Source organism: Xanthomonas cissicola (genome assembly GCF_008801575.1).
Classification (GTDB): Bacteria; Pseudomonadota; Gammaproteobacteria; order Xanthomonadales; family Xanthomonadaceae; genus Xanthomonas; species Xanthomonas cissicola.
Map to the genome: position 1 here is coordinate 36,992 of NZ_VZPL01000007.1, position 14,001 is coordinate 50,992.

12 protein-coding genes and 1 pseudogene are annotated in these 14,001 nt (G+C 66.0%); 7 read left to right on the top strand and 6 right to left on the bottom strand.

Going from position 1 to position 14,001, the window contains the following annotated elements:
* The first annotated feature begins 44 nt into the window (after positions 1-44).
* Positions 45-1,454, top strand: a complete 1,410-nt coding sequence (locus tag F7R02_RS04665) for a hypothetical protein (protein ID WP_338066736.1) — start codon at positions 45-47, stop codon at positions 1,452-1,454.
* Positions 1,455-1,526: 72 nt separating this feature from the next.
* On the opposite strand, the gene dmeF is transcribed toward F7R02_RS04665, so the two are convergent.
* On the bottom strand, positions 1,527-2,564 hold the full coding sequence (dmeF, locus tag F7R02_RS04670) for a CDF family Co(II)/Ni(II) efflux transporter DmeF (protein WP_078590414.1): 1,038 nt from the start codon (positions 2,562-2,564) through the stop codon (positions 1,527-1,529).
* Between the two features lie 65 nt (positions 2,565-2,629).
* On the opposite strand from dmeF, the gene F7R02_RS04675 reads away from it, so the two are divergent.
* Complete coding sequence (locus F7R02_RS04675; protein WP_003487297.1) at positions 2,630-2,902, top strand: metal/formaldehyde-sensitive transcriptional repressor; 273 nt, start codon at positions 2,630-2,632, stop codon at positions 2,900-2,902.
* 118 nt (positions 2,903-3,020) lie between these two features.
* Here F7R02_RS04675 and F7R02_RS04680 read toward each other — a convergent pair.
* Positions 3,021-4,585, bottom strand: a pseudogene (locus tag F7R02_RS04680) (GH39 family glycosyl hydrolase).
* Positions 4,586-4,915: 330 nt separating this feature from the next.
* Here F7R02_RS04680 and F7R02_RS04685 point away from each other — a divergent pair.
* Genes F7R02_RS04685 through F7R02_RS04705 form a run of 5 tightly spaced genes read left to right on the top strand, consistent with a single transcriptional unit; the run spans position 4,916 to position 9,306 of the window.
* Positions 4,916-5,503 (top strand): hypothetical protein, encoded by a 588-nt coding sequence (locus F7R02_RS04685; protein ID WP_139371032.1) that lies wholly within the window; start codon positions 4,916-4,918, stop codon positions 5,501-5,503.
* Complete coding sequence (locus F7R02_RS04690) at positions 5,500-5,700, top strand: helix-turn-helix transcriptional regulator (RefSeq protein ID WP_016903655.1); 201 nt, start codon at positions 5,500-5,502, stop codon at positions 5,698-5,700. The genes F7R02_RS04685 and F7R02_RS04690 overlap by 4 nt, the downstream gene beginning before the upstream one ends.
* 60 nt (positions 5,701-5,760) lie before the next feature.
* Positions 5,761-7,338: an alpha/beta hydrolase gene (locus F7R02_RS04695; protein ID WP_167520968.1), complete on the top strand. Its 1,578-nt coding sequence runs from the start codon at positions 5,761-5,763 to the stop codon at positions 7,336-7,338.
* A gap of 31 nt (positions 7,339-7,369) precedes the next feature.
* Positions 7,370-8,116, top strand: coding sequence for an ABC transporter ATP-binding protein (locus tag F7R02_RS04700; protein ID WP_033484883.1), 747 nt, complete (start codon positions 7,370-7,372; stop codon positions 8,114-8,116).
* Positions 8,113-9,306: an ABC transporter permease gene (locus F7R02_RS04705; protein ID WP_078536922.1), complete on the top strand. Its 1,194-nt coding sequence runs from the start codon at positions 8,113-8,115 to the stop codon at positions 9,304-9,306. The genes F7R02_RS04700 and F7R02_RS04705 overlap by 4 nt, the downstream gene beginning before the upstream one ends.
* A gap of 153 nt (positions 9,307-9,459) precedes the next feature.
* Here the strand turns inward: F7R02_RS04705 and F7R02_RS04710 are convergent, their stop codons facing one another.
* The 4 genes from F7R02_RS04710 to F7R02_RS04725 all read right to left on the bottom strand — a co-directional run bounded on the left by F7R02_RS04710 (position 9,460) and on the right by F7R02_RS04725 (position 13,890).
* Positions 9,460-10,470 (bottom strand): energy transducer TonB, encoded by a 1,011-nt coding sequence (locus tag F7R02_RS04710; RefSeq protein WP_039574372.1) that lies wholly within the window; start codon positions 10,468-10,470, stop codon positions 9,460-9,462.
* Between the two features lie 139 nt (positions 10,471-10,609).
* Positions 10,610-12,175 (bottom strand): tryptophan halogenase family protein, encoded by a 1,566-nt coding sequence (locus F7R02_RS04715; protein WP_078590416.1) that lies wholly within the window; start codon positions 12,173-12,175, stop codon positions 10,610-10,612.
* Between the two features lie 10 nt (positions 12,176-12,185).
* Positions 12,186-13,199, bottom strand: coding sequence for a cupin-like domain-containing protein (locus tag F7R02_RS04720; protein WP_033484881.1), 1,014 nt, complete (start codon positions 13,197-13,199; stop codon positions 12,186-12,188).
* Positions 13,189-13,890 (bottom strand): SapC family protein, encoded by a 702-nt coding sequence (locus tag F7R02_RS04725; protein WP_005916527.1) that lies wholly within the window; start codon positions 13,888-13,890, stop codon positions 13,189-13,191. The genes F7R02_RS04720 and F7R02_RS04725 overlap by 11 nt, the downstream gene beginning before the upstream one ends.
* Between the last annotated feature and the right edge of the window lie 111 nt (positions 13,891-14,001).

The window sequence follows — 14,001 nt, forward strand, 5'->3', positions numbered from 1 at the left end:
GGCCGAAGATATTCTGGGTCGCCTGGTTGCATCGCTGGACGGGCGTGGCGTTCTGCCTGATGTTCGCGGTGTGGTTCGCCAGCGGGCTGGTGCTGGCGTTCGTGCCGTTCCCGGCGTTAAGCCCGCAACAGCGCTGGAGCGAGGCCGAACGCATCGATCTGCGCAAGCTGGCGGTTGCACCTGCGCAGGCGCTGCGCCACGTCCACGACGCCACCACGCTGCGCTTGGTGTCGATCGGCGGTCGCCCCGGGTACGTGGTTGGCAGCGCGACCACCACGGCCACGGTGGATGGCATCGATGGTCGCGTACGTGAGCGGCTAAGCGCCGGAGCGGCCAGCAGGATCGCCGCCGGTTTCGGCCATGCTGGCGTGCGGCGGCTGGATGGCCCGCTGGATGACGACCAATGGGTGGTGCATCAGAAGTTCGATCCGTGGCGGCCGTTCTATCGCGCTGCGCTGGACGACACCTTTGGCACGGTGTTGTACGTGTCGGCGCGCACCGGCGAAGTGGTGCAACGGACCCGCGCCAACGAACGCGCCTGGAATTGGGTCGGCTCGATTCCGCATTGGCTGTATTTCACCCAGCTCCGGCGCAGTTTCACTGCCTGGGACCGCACCGTGTGGTGGCTGGCGCTGGCGGCGTTGTGCAGCGCGAGCGCCGGCACCGTGCTAGGTGTGTACCGCACCTGGCAACGCGCGCGTAGCCCCAAGCCGGCGTGGTCCGGTTTCCGCGGTTGGCTGCGCTGGCATCACGGGCTGGGCCTGGTCGCCGCCGTGTTCGTACTGGGCTGGATCTTCAGCGGCTGGCTGTCGATGGATCACGGCAGATTGTTCTCCAGAGGCATTCCGGACCCGGGGCAGGTGGCGCGTTATTCCGGAGCGCCGTTGCCGGTCGTGTTTGCAGGCATCGATGTCGGCGCACTGCGCTGCCTGTCGGGCGCGACGCAGATCGACTTCACTGCGGTCGGCAGCGGTCCCGTCGCCGTTGCACGCAGCCCCGAAGGCACGGTGGTCAGCGAAGGTTTGGTCGGCCGCATCACCGGCACTCGGCTATCGCCTGAGGTGATCCGGCAAGCGGCCGCGCGCGCGTGGACACTCGATCCGCTGCCGGGCGTGCCTGACAGTGGCGAAGCGCTGTATCGCCAGGCCGACGCAATCGCAGCCGATGCCGTGCGGCTGACAACAGCAGCGCCCGCGCGCACCGCGCTGTATTTCGACCCTGCCAGCGGTACGGTGTTGTTGGCGCTGGATGCCAGCCGCCGCACTTACGCTTGGCTGTATCTGGCCATCCACACCACTGACTTCCCATTGCTGCAGTCGCATCCTGTGATCAGGCGCGTCGTGCAGATCGTGCCGCTGCTGCTCGGGCTGGCGTTTTCGCTCACCGGTGTGGTGCTTGGCGCGCGGCGACTGCTGCTGAGCTTGCGCAAGATCAGGCCGGCGGTGACTTCATGATGTCTGCTGTGTCAGCGATCAACTGAAAATCGCCCGCCAACCAGCGCGCGATGGCACTGCGCTGCCGAGTTGCTAGGCCGCAGCAGGGAGCGCCGGCGGGCGCTGCAGCTCGACCGTGACATGCACCAGTTCTTCGTGGATCTGCAGTGCTTCACGCACCAGGTCCGCATCGATGTCGGCTGCAGTGACCAGGCTGACGACGCAGGCATAACGCTCGCTGCCGACGCGCCAGACATGCAGGTCGGCGATGTCGATCGCATGCCCAAGCGCGGCGATGACCTGCTTCACTTCCGCCACCACCGGTGCGTCCATTTCCGCATCCAGCAACACGCTGCCGGTGCTGCGCAGCAATCCCCAGGCCCAGACGGTGACCAGCATTGCGCCGACGATGCCCATGATGGGATCCAGCCAGGTCACGCCCCAGTGCATGCCGGCAACCAGCGCCACGATGGCGAGCACCGAGGTCGCGGCATCGGCCACCACGTGCAGATATGCCGCGCGCAGATTGAGATCGCTGTGCGCATCGTGGTGATGACCATGACCATGACCATGACCATGACCATGACCATGACTGTCGTGTGTGTGCGCATGGCCGTGACCGGCATGCGCGTGCGTGTGACCATGGTGATGCCCGTGCGCGTGGCCATGTCCATGCGAATCGCGCAGCCAGCACGCGCAAATCAGGTTCACCAGCAGGCCGATCACTGCGATGAAGGTGGCTTCCTGATACTGGATGGGCTTGGGCGTGAACAAGCGTTCCACAGACTGGAATGCCATCAGCCCGGCCACGCCCAGCAACAGGATCGCGCTGGTGTAACCGCCCAGCACCTCGACCTTCCAGGTGCCGAAGGTGAAGCGCACATCGCCGGCATGCTGCCGCGCGAAGCGATAGGCGAACAGCGCCAGTCCCAGCGCCAGCGCATGCGAACTCATATGCCAGCCGTCGGCGAGCAGGGCCATGGAGTTGAGCGTCCAACCGCCCACGATCTCCACCATCATCATGAGCACGGTCAGGATCACCGCCTTGCGGGTGCTGCGCTCGGCGAGCGGGTTGGCGCTGGCAAAGGTGTGCGACTGGGTGCAATGCGGCGCGGCGTGCGTGATCGACATCGGCGGTGGCTCTGGCTAAGGTACCCCCACAGGGTATCCTAAATACCCCTGGGGGGTATACGGCGATGGCGCATCTCAATCAGGACAAATCCAGACTGCTCGCGCGCGTGCGCAGGATCCGCGGGCAGGTGGAAGGGCTGGAAAAAGCCCTGGCGCAGGACGTGGACTGCACCGCGTTGCTGACCCAGGTGGCCGCGTTTCGCGGCGCGGCGCAAGGCTTGATGGTCGAGTTGCTCAGCGAGCATCTGAAGCATCACGTCGCCGCACCCGAGGCACCGGGCGAGCGTGAGCTGGCGGTGGATGACATCACCGCCATCCTCAAGACCTATCTGAAGTAAGCGCGGCCGACAGACAATTGCGCTCACCCTGGGCCGGCTGTGGTCCATGCGCGTGGCACGGTCTGCATGGGCGGGTCGCGCCCCGTCGTTCTAACGCGTGGCACCCCGACTTCTGCGGTCAGCGCGCCGCCGGCTCCAGCGTCAGCAGCACCACATCGTTGCTGCGCATCGGCACGTTGATCTCGACCACGCCATCGGCGCCCACACGCACACGCCGATCCTGTTCGGGGGCATCGTGCGTGGCCTGTCGCAGCTGCGTCAACTGGCGCGGCGCCAGGTCCTTGGGCATGCCCATGTCGATGTACAGCGACAACGGGTCGTTACGCCGATAGCCGGTCTTGCGCACCTGCAGCTGGTACGTGCCGGCAGGCACATGGGTCATGCGCATGCGCAGCGGCGCGCTGTCGGTGGCGGGCACCTGTTTGGTGTAGAACGGCGTATTGCTCACCGCCTGCATGGGCTGCTGCCAATTCCACACCAGTGCGGCGACGCGCGTGCCGTCCACTGCGGCGAGGGAATGTGCGTCGCTCAGCGGCACATCGCGGCCCTTGAGCGCATGCAAGTACTTGTAAGCGAACCAGGCCGGTTTGCGAATGCCTTCGCGATTCATCAGCCCAAACCCGCCGTGGAAGGGCGTGGGCGGTGGGCCGGGTTCTTCGAACAGATCGGTATAGGTCCAGTAACTCATGCCCTGCACCAGGCCCTGCACCTGCTTGAGCTTGGTCAGGATGTACGGCGCGCTGATGTAACTGTCGTGGACGAAATCGCGCGGCGTATAGCTGCTGCTCCACTGGGTGAAGTACAGCGGCAGGTTGGGAAATGGCGAGGCCTGGATCTGCGCGCGCACGCGTCGCACATCGCCGACGATGGCATCCAGAGATGCGGACAGCTTGGTGTCCTGCTTGCCGTTCTCATCGAGAAACCCGCCATCCACGCCATAGGTATGCGTGGTGACGAAGTCGATCGGCAGTTTGTGCTTGGCAACGAAGGCCAGCAGTTCCGGCACCCAGTCCGCAGCGGCGGTGGAGGGGCCACCGCGCGCAGCTGCGGATCGATCGCCTTGATCGTGCGCGCGGTGTTCGCATACAGGTCGAAGTAGGCCTGCTGGTCGGCGTTCTCCCAGAAGTCCTTGAGGTTGGGCTCGTTCCACACCTCGAAGTACCACTGCCGCACCTCGTCGGCACCGTAGCGCGCACGGATGTGGCGCACGTACGCATCGATCAGCTGCGTCCACTTGGCCGGGTCCGGATGCGAGGTATTGCCCTTCCAGTAGAAGAGCGTCTGCTCGGAGGTCTTCATCGCGCCGGGCGTAAAGCCCAACTCCACGAACGGACGGATGCGTTTGGCCAGCAGCGCATCGTAGAGCTGATCCAGTTTGGTCCAGTCGTAGACGAGCGTGCCGTCGACGTCTTTCACCGTGCCGAGCACGTCATGGAACACGTCGTGGAAGCGGATATAGCGAAACCCCAGCTCCTGCACCGCCGGAACCAGCTGTGCCTGGCTGTCGCTGCGGATCAAGGTGCCGGGAAAGTCCGAGCCGATCGACAGGTCGTAGAACCGGTCGACCGGCCCAGCGGCGCTGGCCAGATCCAGCTCGATCGTGCGAGGTGCGGCGGCCTGCGCCATGGCAGAGCTCGCCATGCAGCCGCTCAGTGCAATTGCCCACCAGATCTTCAGACGCATCACCGCTCCCGCCAATGTTCGATCGCGGAGCGTAACCCAGCTCCGGCCCGGTGCTGCGGACCCGGGATGCTTGCGTCTTCCTGTTACCAGCGTTGCGTGGTGATGAGCAGGGATTGCACGCGGCCGAGTGTGTAAAGGGTGCTTGACAGCCGGCCGCGCCAGGCGCATCGTGCCTGTCAAGTTGACTTGACAGGCGAAGGGAATGCGTCAGCAGCATCGGCAACGGGAATGCACACCGGCATGGTCGGCGCAGCGGCCGCTGCGCAGTGATACCGGGATGGGGGGCGCTGGCCTGCCAGTGCGCCCATCGGCGCGCGCGAGGTCACGCGCATGAGCCGCTGCAAACGCAATGCGCTGCTGGCGCTCGGTCTGGGAGCCGGCCTGCTCGCCGTCAGCGCGCTCGGTCGCTGGCAGCTGCTGCCGATGAGTGCCCACCTTGCCGGGCTCTGTGCCGGCATGGGCGTGTCCTGCCTGGTGCTGGCGCTGCTGCTCTTGCTGTCGCGCGGTAGCCTGCGCGACAGCACACGGCCGGCACTGGCGCGGCGCTATCACCGCGAATTCGGCGTGCCGATGGGTTTGTATGTAGTGGTGATGCTGTTCTGGAGATACTTGCTTGCGCATGTGGATCCGAGCTGGGCGCGCGTGCTGATTGCCTTGTTGCCGGCCGTGCTGGTCGCCCTGGTGATCCGCGCGGTGGCGCGCTACGTGCGCGACTCGGACGAAATGCAGCGGCGCATCGAACTGGAGTCGATCGCCATTGCCGCCGGCCTGGTCAGCGGCGCGTACATGACCGGCGGATTCCTGCAGGCCGCCGAGCTGATCGACGTCCCCGCGACGGTGGCGATGTTGTGGGTATTTCCGATGTTGTGCGCCACCTACGGCGTCACCAAAAGCATCAATGCCCGACGGTTCGAATGAATAGCCGGGTGCGCGAATTGCGCGAGGCCAGCGGCTGGTCACAAGGCGAGTTGGGCGAACGCCTGGGCGTATCGCGGCAGACCATCAATGCGCTAGAGACCGGCAAGTACGATCCCAGTCTGCCGTTGGCGTTTCGCATCGCGCGTCTGTTTGGGGAATCGATCGAGCACGTCTTTCTTTATGAAGACGGGCAGTAGCCGCGCCGGTCACGCCCGACCGGATGCGGCATCAGGGGACAGGAACTACCAGGAGAGATGGTGAACATGGTGAAGCAACCCACACTGGTGGCGGCGCTGCTGATCGCATTGCTGGCAACCGGATGTCAGCGTGCGGACCAGCCGGCTGAAAACACGGCTGCCGCGACCAAGGCGCGCGCAGCCACGCCCGGCACCGCGCAGCCGCAGGCGGCCAAGCCGCAGACCGGCACCGCCGCAGGCACTTGCTACGGCACGCTGCAATTTGCACCGTGCACGCTGAGTTCCGGCAGCGCGGCCGGCAATATCGAGGCGCAGTGCGCCAGCCTGCGCGTGCCGGAAAACCCGGCCGCGCCGACCGGGCGCAGCATCGATCTGAAGATCGCCTGGCTGGAAAGCGATGCCGGCGCCGGCAGCACGCCGGATCCGGTGTTCTTCATCGCCGGCGGGCCGGGGCAATCGGCGACCGAGGCTGCCGCCATCGCAGCGGCTGCATTGCGCGAAGTGCGTAAAAAGCGCGACATCTTTCTGGTCGATCAACGCGGCACCGGGGGATCGCACCCACTGCGGTGCGAGACTGCCGATGGCAAGCCGTTGCAGACCGGCATGGCGTCCAGTCCGGAAGAATTGATGGCCCATGCCCGGCAGTGTGCCGAAGGCCTGCGAGGCCGTGCCGACCCGCGGTACTACACCACCGCCGAAGCCATCGGCGATCTGGATGCAGTCAGAGCCGCCCTGGGCGTGCCACGTATCGACCTGGTCGGTGTGTCTTACGGCACGCGCGTGGCGCAGCACTATGCCAAACGCTATCCCGCACAGACGCGGGCCATCGTGCTTGATGGCGTTGCACCCAGCGATCTGGTGATCAGTGGTGAGTTTGCACGCACCTTCGAGGATGCACTGATCCTGCAGTCCGAGCAGTGCCATGCCATCGCCGCGTGTCGCGCGCGCTTTCCCACCGATGTGCGCACGCAACTGCGCACCGTCATGGAGCGGTTGAAGACCGAATCACCGGAGGTGGAGTATCGCGATCTGCGCACCAACGCCATCAAGCACGATCGGGTGACCGCCGATGCGGTGATAGGCCTGGCGTTTACGTTCTCCTACGCACCGCAGAGCGCTGCCCTGCTGCCGCTGGTGCTGGATGAAGCCGCCGCGGGCCGCTACGCGTCGCTGATGGCGTTGTCGCACATGGACATGCAGATCAACCAGCCCATGCAATGGTCGGTGGTATGCGCTGAAGATGCGGATCGTTATCGCCCGGCGCCCGAACACCAGGCGCTGCTGCTGGGCGAGGATGTCCCACGCAGCGTCTTTGCCGCATGCCCTGTGTGGCCCACCGGCAAACGTGCCGCCGACTTCACCGCGCCACTGCGCTCGCAGGTTCCGGCCTTGCTGTTGTCCGGTCAGCTGGACCCGGTCACGCCGCCACGCTATGCCGACACTGTACTCAAGGGACTGCCCAATGGGCGGCATCTGGTTGCGCCCGGCCAGGGACACAGCGTCATGGCGCTGGGCTGCATCCCCAAACTGATGGCGCAGTTCATGGAAACCACCAATGCCGGTGGGCTGGACGCGCAGTGCGTTGCCGATCTCAACAACGTGCCTGCGTTTACCTCGTTCAACGGATGGGAACCATGAGCCGCACCGACCACGCCACGGAGGCGCACGCATGATTGTCGTCGACAACCTGCACAAATCGTTCAAGACCAAGACCGGGCTGGTGAAGGCAGTCGATGGGGTCAGCTTCAGTGCCGCCGACGGCCAGATCACCGGCCTGCTCGGCCCCAACGGCGCCGGCAAGACCACCACCTTGCGCATGCTCTACACGTTGATGGGGCCCGACCAGGGCAGCGTCGCGGTCGATGGCGTGGATGCCGCCCGCGATCCGGTGACGGTGCGCCGCGCACTCGGGGTGTTGCCGGACGCACGCGGCGTCTACAAGCGTTTGACCGCACGCGAGAACATTGCCTACTTCGGCCAGTTGCATGGCATGTCGCGCAGCCAGATCGCCCAGCGCACGCAGCTGCTGGCCAGCGCGTTGGACATGGACGACATTCTCGACCGCCAGACCGAAGGCTTCAGCCAGGGCCAGCGCACCAAGACCGCGATTGCGCGCGCATTGGTGCACGACCCGCGCAACGTGATCCTGGACGAGCCCACCAACGGCCTGGATGTGATGACCACCCGCGCCATGCGCGGCTTCTTGCAGCAGCTGCGTGCGGAGGGGCGCTGCGTGATTTTTTCCAGCCACATCATGCAGGAGGTCGCCGCGCTGTGCGACCGCATCGTCATCATCGCCAAGGGCAAAGTGGTGGCCTCCGGCAGCGCCGAGGAATTGCGCGCTGCCACCGGTGAACACAATCTGGAAGACGCCTTCGTCAAGGCGATCGGCTCGGACGAGGGGCTACACGCATGAGCACCACATCGTTGTTGTCCACGCTGTGGACCGTGCTGCGCAAGGAATTGCGCGACATCTCGCGCGACCGGCGCACCCTGGCATTGGCGTTGCTGTTGTCGCCGCTGCTGTACCCGATTCTGATCCTGGGCATGGGCGCCCTGAGCGAAAGCCGGGTACGCACGCAGATCGACAAGCCGCTGGACATCCCCACGCTCGGTCGCAGCAATGCACCGAATCTGGTGCGATTTCTGGCCGCGCAGGGGCTCAATGCCGTGGATGCGCCAGCCGATCTGACCGCGGCGATCCGCAACCAGGATGTGGATGTGGCACTGCGCATCAGCGACAGCTACGCCGAGGATTGGCGCGAAGGCCGGCCGGCGCTGGTGGAGATCATCAAGGACAGCACCCGACGCGAGGCCGATGTGCCGAGCATGCGCTTGCAGGCCGCGCTCACCGCCTACAGCCACCAGGTCGGCGCCTTGCGGCTGCTGGCGCGCGGTATCGACGCGCAGGTGTCCAGGCCCCTGGAAGTCGCCGCGCAAGATCTGGCCACTGCCGAAGCCAAGCGCGGCCAGATGATGGCGATGCTGTTGCCGGTGTTGCTGGTGATCACCTCGTTTCTGGGCGGCGCGTCGTTGATTCTGGACGCTACCGCCGGCGAGCGCGAACGCCAGTCGCTGGAGCCGTTGCTGGCCACGCCTGCGCCGCGCAGCGCCATCGTCAGCGGCAAGATCGCTGCGGCCTGCGTGATCGGCATGGTGTCGCTGTTGCTCACCTTGCTGGCATTCAAGCTGAGCGCGCAGCTCTCCACCTCGAACCTGGGCCGCCAGCTCAATGTCGGTTTCGTGCCGATGCTGCAGATGCTCTTCATCCTGGTACCGATGCTGTTTGTCGGCACTTCGCTGCTGACCTATCTGGCCGCCGCGGCCAAGAGCATGAAGGAAGCGCAGGCGCACATGACCTGGTTGCTGCTGCTGCCGATGCTGCCAGGCTACGCCTTGATGGCCTATCCGCTGAAGACGCAGCTGTGGCATTTTGCGGTGCCGTTTCTGGCGCAGAACCAGATGCTGTTGAAGGTGATCCGCCACGAGACCATCAACCTACAGACGTGGGCGGTGTATCTGCTGGCTGGCTTCGGTGTGGCGGCATTGCTGTGGTATGCGGCAGTGCGCCGGTATCACCAGGAGCGTCTGGCGATTTCGGGCTGAAGTTGTTGCGTGTGGCTGTTTGCTGCAAGTCCCTGCGGCACCTCCGACGCGCAATACCGACGCTGCACCATCGCCACAACGCACCATCGCCACAACGCAAAAGCCCGCATCGCTGCGGGCTTTTGCGTTTCCATGTCATCGACGACGCAGGCATCAATCGCCCGGATTGAAGGACAGCGTACGCCGCGTGGTCACCGGTGCGGCCACCGGTTCGAAGCGCCAGCGCTTGACCGCGTTGAGGGCTTCGCGGTCGAACACGCGCGGCGGGTTGGCGCGCAGCACGCGCGAGGCGGTGATCGAGCCGTCGGTACCGACCGTGAGTTCCACCAGCACTTCGCCCGAGGTACCCGAGCGCAGCGCTTCGGCCGGGTAGCGCGGTGCCGGGGTGCTGATCGGCCGCAGCGACTGCGCGGCCGGTGCGGCTGCAGCGGCGGCTGCCGGCGCCGGACGCGGGGCCGCCGGTGTGGGTGCCGGCGCTTCGGCCTGACGCCGCGCAGCCGCCTGGCGCTCGGCCTCGGCAGTTTGCTGGCGGGCCGCTTCCTGCTGGGCGGCAATCTGCTGGGCAGCGGCGGCCTCGCGGCTCTGTTGCTCGGCCAGGCGCTTCTGCTCGGCCGCCTGCTTGGCCTTGTCCTCGACCTGCTTCTTGGCCTGCTCGGCATCCTGCTCGGAGCGGTTGGCAGCGGTCTTCATGCCGGTTTCCAGGCCGCTCTTCAGGCGTGGCAGTGCCGGTGCCTGCGGGTCGACCTTCTCGATCAACGCGATCAAACGCTGCGCTTCGGGAAACTCTTCGCGGCTGATGCCTTGTTCGGCGGCGATCAGCGTATAGGGAAGCAGATCGGTCAGCGCGCTATTGACGGTGGCGTCCTGCGGCTGCTTCTCGCGCAAGGCCAGGTAGTACTCCACCGCGTTGTCGCCGGCCGGGGCGTACATGCGGTTGTCCTGCAGCGCTTTGGTGGCCGATTCGCGCAACTGTTCGGCAGCCATCGACTGCACCTGCGGCGAGACCGCCGTGGCCGGCGTGGGTGCCGTTGCCGCCGGCGTGGCGCCGGTTGCCGGCGTGGTGGTGGCGGCCTTGTCTTCCTGCTTGGAGCAGGCGGCCAGGCCCACCAGCAAAATGACCGGCGCGATCCGGCGTGCCATACGGCCCTGTGTCAGATCCAACATGCGTCCCCCTTACCCCGAGTGCGAAAGATAACGTTGCTGCGGCGAGCGCCGGCCATTGTTCCCGCAATGGACGGCAATGCCGCAATCTAGCATTGCTGGGGCGGTCTAAGCCAAGGGTTGCGCCGCAGATCGCCGAAATTTATCCCGCCGGGGTCGCCATGACCGGCGGGGCCGGCACGCGTGCGGCCGCTTCGGGCAGCGGCGGGGCAGGGCAGTAGCGCTGCAGGAAGTCCGCGTGCGCAGGCAACCGCACCAGCGCCGCCTCCACCCGGGTGCGGATGGTTTCCAGAAAGCGGCTCAGCTCCGCATCGCCCATCAGGTCGGCCACCGGGTGGTGCTGTTGCGGCACCACCCCCTGGCCCAGCATCACCTGCACCCAGGAGTTCTCGGCGAACAGCTCGTTGGCCTGATGGAAGACCCGCCCGCTCTGGCGGAACAACTCCACCCGGTGGCGCAGCGAATCGGGGATGTCCATCGCCGCGCAGTCGCGCCAGAACGGCGTGTCGCGGCGATCGGTGGCGTGGTAATGCAGGATCACGAAATCCCGGATGTGGGTGATCTCCTGGGCCGCCTGATGGTTGTACTCGGCGATGTCGACAGCGTTGATCACCTGCGGAAAGGTCTGCAGCAGGCGGATGATGCCGCGCTGGATCAGATGGATATTGGTCGATTCCAGCGGCTCCAGGAACCCGCTTGCCAGGCCCAGCGCCACGCAGTTCTTTTCCCACACGCGGTGGCGCTGGTTGGGCGTGAAGCGCAGCGGCCGCGGTTCGGTCAGCGCGCGCCCGGTGAGGTTGCGTTCCAGTACCGCGCGGGCGCCATCCTGGTCCATGTAGCGGCTGGAATACACGATGCCGTTCCCCACCCGGTGCTGCAGCGGAATGCGCCACATCCAGCCGGCCTGATCGGCGCGCGAACGGGTGTAGGTCACCGGCGGGCCCACCGATTCGGTCTGCACCGCCAACGCGCTGTCGGCGAACAACCAGCGCGACCAATCTTCGCTGCCCACGCCCAGCGTCTTGCCGATCAGCAGGCCCGCAAAGCCGGTGCAATCCAGGAACAGGTCGCCTTCCACCCGCGTGCCGTCCTGCAGGGTCAGTGCGGTAAGAAAGCCGCTTTGCGCATCGGTCTCCACCTGGCCGATGCGGCCTTCGACGCGGGAGACGCCGAAGCCTTCGCTGAAGCGGCGTAATAAGCGCGCGTACAGCCCGGCGTCCAGGTGGTAGGCGTAATTCATGCCGCCATTGGGCAGATGCGCGAAGCGGCCTTCCTGCGCCGCACGCAGTTCCAGGCAGTAGTCGCCGAAGTCGCGCGCCACCCCGCGCTGGCGCCCCTTCAACCAGAAATGCTGGAACCCGGCGCTCCAGTGGTCGGTCCCGGCATGCCCGAAGGAATGGATGTAATGCTGGTCCACATCGCGCCAGTGTTCGAAGGCGATGCCGAGCTTGATGGTGGCCTGGGTGGCGGCCATGAAGGCGGCTTCGTCGATTTCCAGCAAGCGGTGGAAGGTGACCAGGCTGGGGATGGTGGCTTCGCCCACCCCCACCGTGCCGATCTCGTCGGACTCCACCAGGGTGATCTGCAGGTGCCGGCCCAGCAGTTTCGACAGCGCTGCAGCCGCCATCCAGCCGGCCGTGCCGCCACCGGCGATGACGACGCGGCGTACCGGGCGCTGCTGCGGGTCCGAAGGCGTGGTGTCGGGCATGGTCAAATCCTCAGCGATTCAAGCGTTGCAGCAGCCGCGCACGCAGGCTGCGCGCGCTGGACTCGTCCATCGGCGCCAGCACACCGCGCGCGGCATCGGGCAGATGCGCGGCGGTCCTGTCGTCGGACTCGAAGACATAGTGACGGAACACTTCCTGCCAGGTGGCGCGTTGTTCGGCCGGCAGGTCGCGAATGGTCAGCAGCGCCAGCATCAGCGCGTTCATCGGCGAATCCATATAGGCCGGGCCCTGCCGCCACCAGAAATTGACCAAGACGTTGAAGCTCTCCAGTGCCTCGACGTGATGCCACCACATGCTGGGAATGAACAGCGCATCGCCCGGCGCCAACTCGGCGACCAGGGCGTGGTCCAGCGCCTGCGCATAGCGTGGAAAACGCTGCAGGTCCGGTGCGGCGATATCCACCAGGCTGACCGGCTGCCCGGCCGGGGTGAGATCCAGCGGACCGATGTAGAGATTGGCCAGCTGATCGGGCGGGAACAGGGTAAAACGGCGTCGCCCGGCGACCACACAGGCCAGGTTGTCGGGCAGGTCCTGATGGGCGGCGATGCGGGTGCGGTTGCCGATCCAGATGCTGGCCAGCGGCTCGCCCTGCGGCAGCGCGATCGGGTTATGCGCACGCAACCCGGGCAGGTAGGTGTCCAGCGTGGTGGAGCCGACATAGATCGCCGGCGGCTGGGAGGCGTGCAGGTCGCGCAGCAAGGTGTCCAGCACCACGCCCAACGGCACGCGTTCGGGGCGGAAGTTGAAGCCGCTCATGTCCGCGTTGTAGAAAAAGCGCCCACCGATCTCCGGTGGTCCAACCTGCGCCACCACCGCCTCGCCGCGGTCGAAGCCACGCAGGTAGGCGGCAGCGGCCTGCGCAGAACTGGCACCGGCGCGGGCCAGCGGCCAGTCGCGCACCAGCCCCCGCAGCACCAGCGGCGTGGTGGAGCGAAGGATGGCCGGGTCCAGCTGTTGCGGGTCCAGGCCGTGACGCTCTTGGATGGCGCGTGGCTCAGCCGGCATGACGGCGGTTCATGCGTTCGAGCAGATGGCGCAATTGCGCAATCGAGGCCACCGCCATGTACAGCGGTTCCAGATCGCCATGCCGGTGCAGTTCGAGCAGCGCCGCGTCGTCGAGTGCGCGCAGGCGTTCTTCGTGCACGACATAGAGCCCGGCCAGGCGGCATTCCAGGCCGTTGTTCAAGGTGGCTTCGAACACGAATGGTTCGAGCAGGTCGTAACGCAGCGCACGTTCGACGAATGCCGTGCTGGCCACCAGGCCATCGTGCAGCGTGCGCAGCACCTGGCTGATGTGGTCGAGAAATTCGGTGGTGCCGCCGTGTTCGCGAAACAGCAACTGGCCCTCGGTGGTGCTGACGCGTGGGCTGTCCAGGTCCACATGCACCATCGGCCCATCGGGCTGTTCGCCGATCAGGAACGGTTGGCGCTGGATCGCCAGCGGGACATAGGGCGCATCCCAACGCGCCCCATCCAGGAACAGGTTTTCGCCCAGGCGTAATCCCAGCAATGCCAGCGGCTGGAAACTGCGCTCGCCGCTGCGATGGAACACGATGGGGTATTGCGCCTGCAACTGGCGGAATTCCTGCGGAAAGGTCGCAGCCGACATCACGTCATCGCCATAGGCGGCGCCGTGCGCGGTGATCACGCGCAGATCGCGGTGATCGAGATTGTTCAACAACACAGCATTGGTCATGGGGGATAGGCACGGCACGCGGGGCGCGTGGCCCATGCTTCAACGAATCGCCACTGCACGGCAAGCCCCGGATGCGTTCATGTCCTTGGGCGGGTGCAACGGCCGTGTACG

Coding starts and splice junctions, on each gene's coding strand:
- dmeF (WP_078590414.1), bottom strand. CDS start 2,564: ATGTCGATCACGCACGCCGCGCCGCATTGCACCCAGTCGCACACCTTT.
- F7R02_RS04675 (WP_003487297.1), top strand. CDS start 2,630: ATGGCGCATCTCAATCAGGACAAATCCAGACTGCTCGCGCGCGTGCGC.
- F7R02_RS04685 (WP_139371032.1), top strand. CDS start 4,916: ATGAGCCGCTGCAAACGCAATGCGCTGCTGGCGCTCGGTCTGGGAGCC.
- F7R02_RS04690 (WP_016903655.1), top strand. CDS start 5,500: ATGAATAGCCGGGTGCGCGAATTGCGCGAGGCCAGCGGCTGGTCACAA.
- F7R02_RS04700 (WP_033484883.1), top strand. CDS start 7,370: ATGATTGTCGTCGACAACCTGCACAAATCGTTCAAGACCAAGACCGGG.
- F7R02_RS04705 (WP_078536922.1), top strand. CDS start 8,113: ATGAGCACCACATCGTTGTTGTCCACGCTGTGGACCGTGCTGCGCAAG.
- F7R02_RS04710 (WP_039574372.1), bottom strand. CDS start 10,470: ATGTTGGATCTGACACAGGGCCGTATGGCACGCCGGATCGCGCCGGTC.
- F7R02_RS04715 (WP_078590416.1), bottom strand. CDS start 12,175: ATGCCCGACACCACGCCTTCGGACCCGCAGCAGCGCCCGGTACGCCGC.
- F7R02_RS04720 (WP_033484881.1), bottom strand. CDS start 13,199: ATGCCGGCTGAGCCACGCGCCATCCAAGAGCGTCACGGCCTGGACCCG.
- F7R02_RS04725 (WP_005916527.1), bottom strand. CDS start 13,890: ATGACCAATGCTGTGTTGTTGAACAATCTCGATCACCGCGATCTGCGC.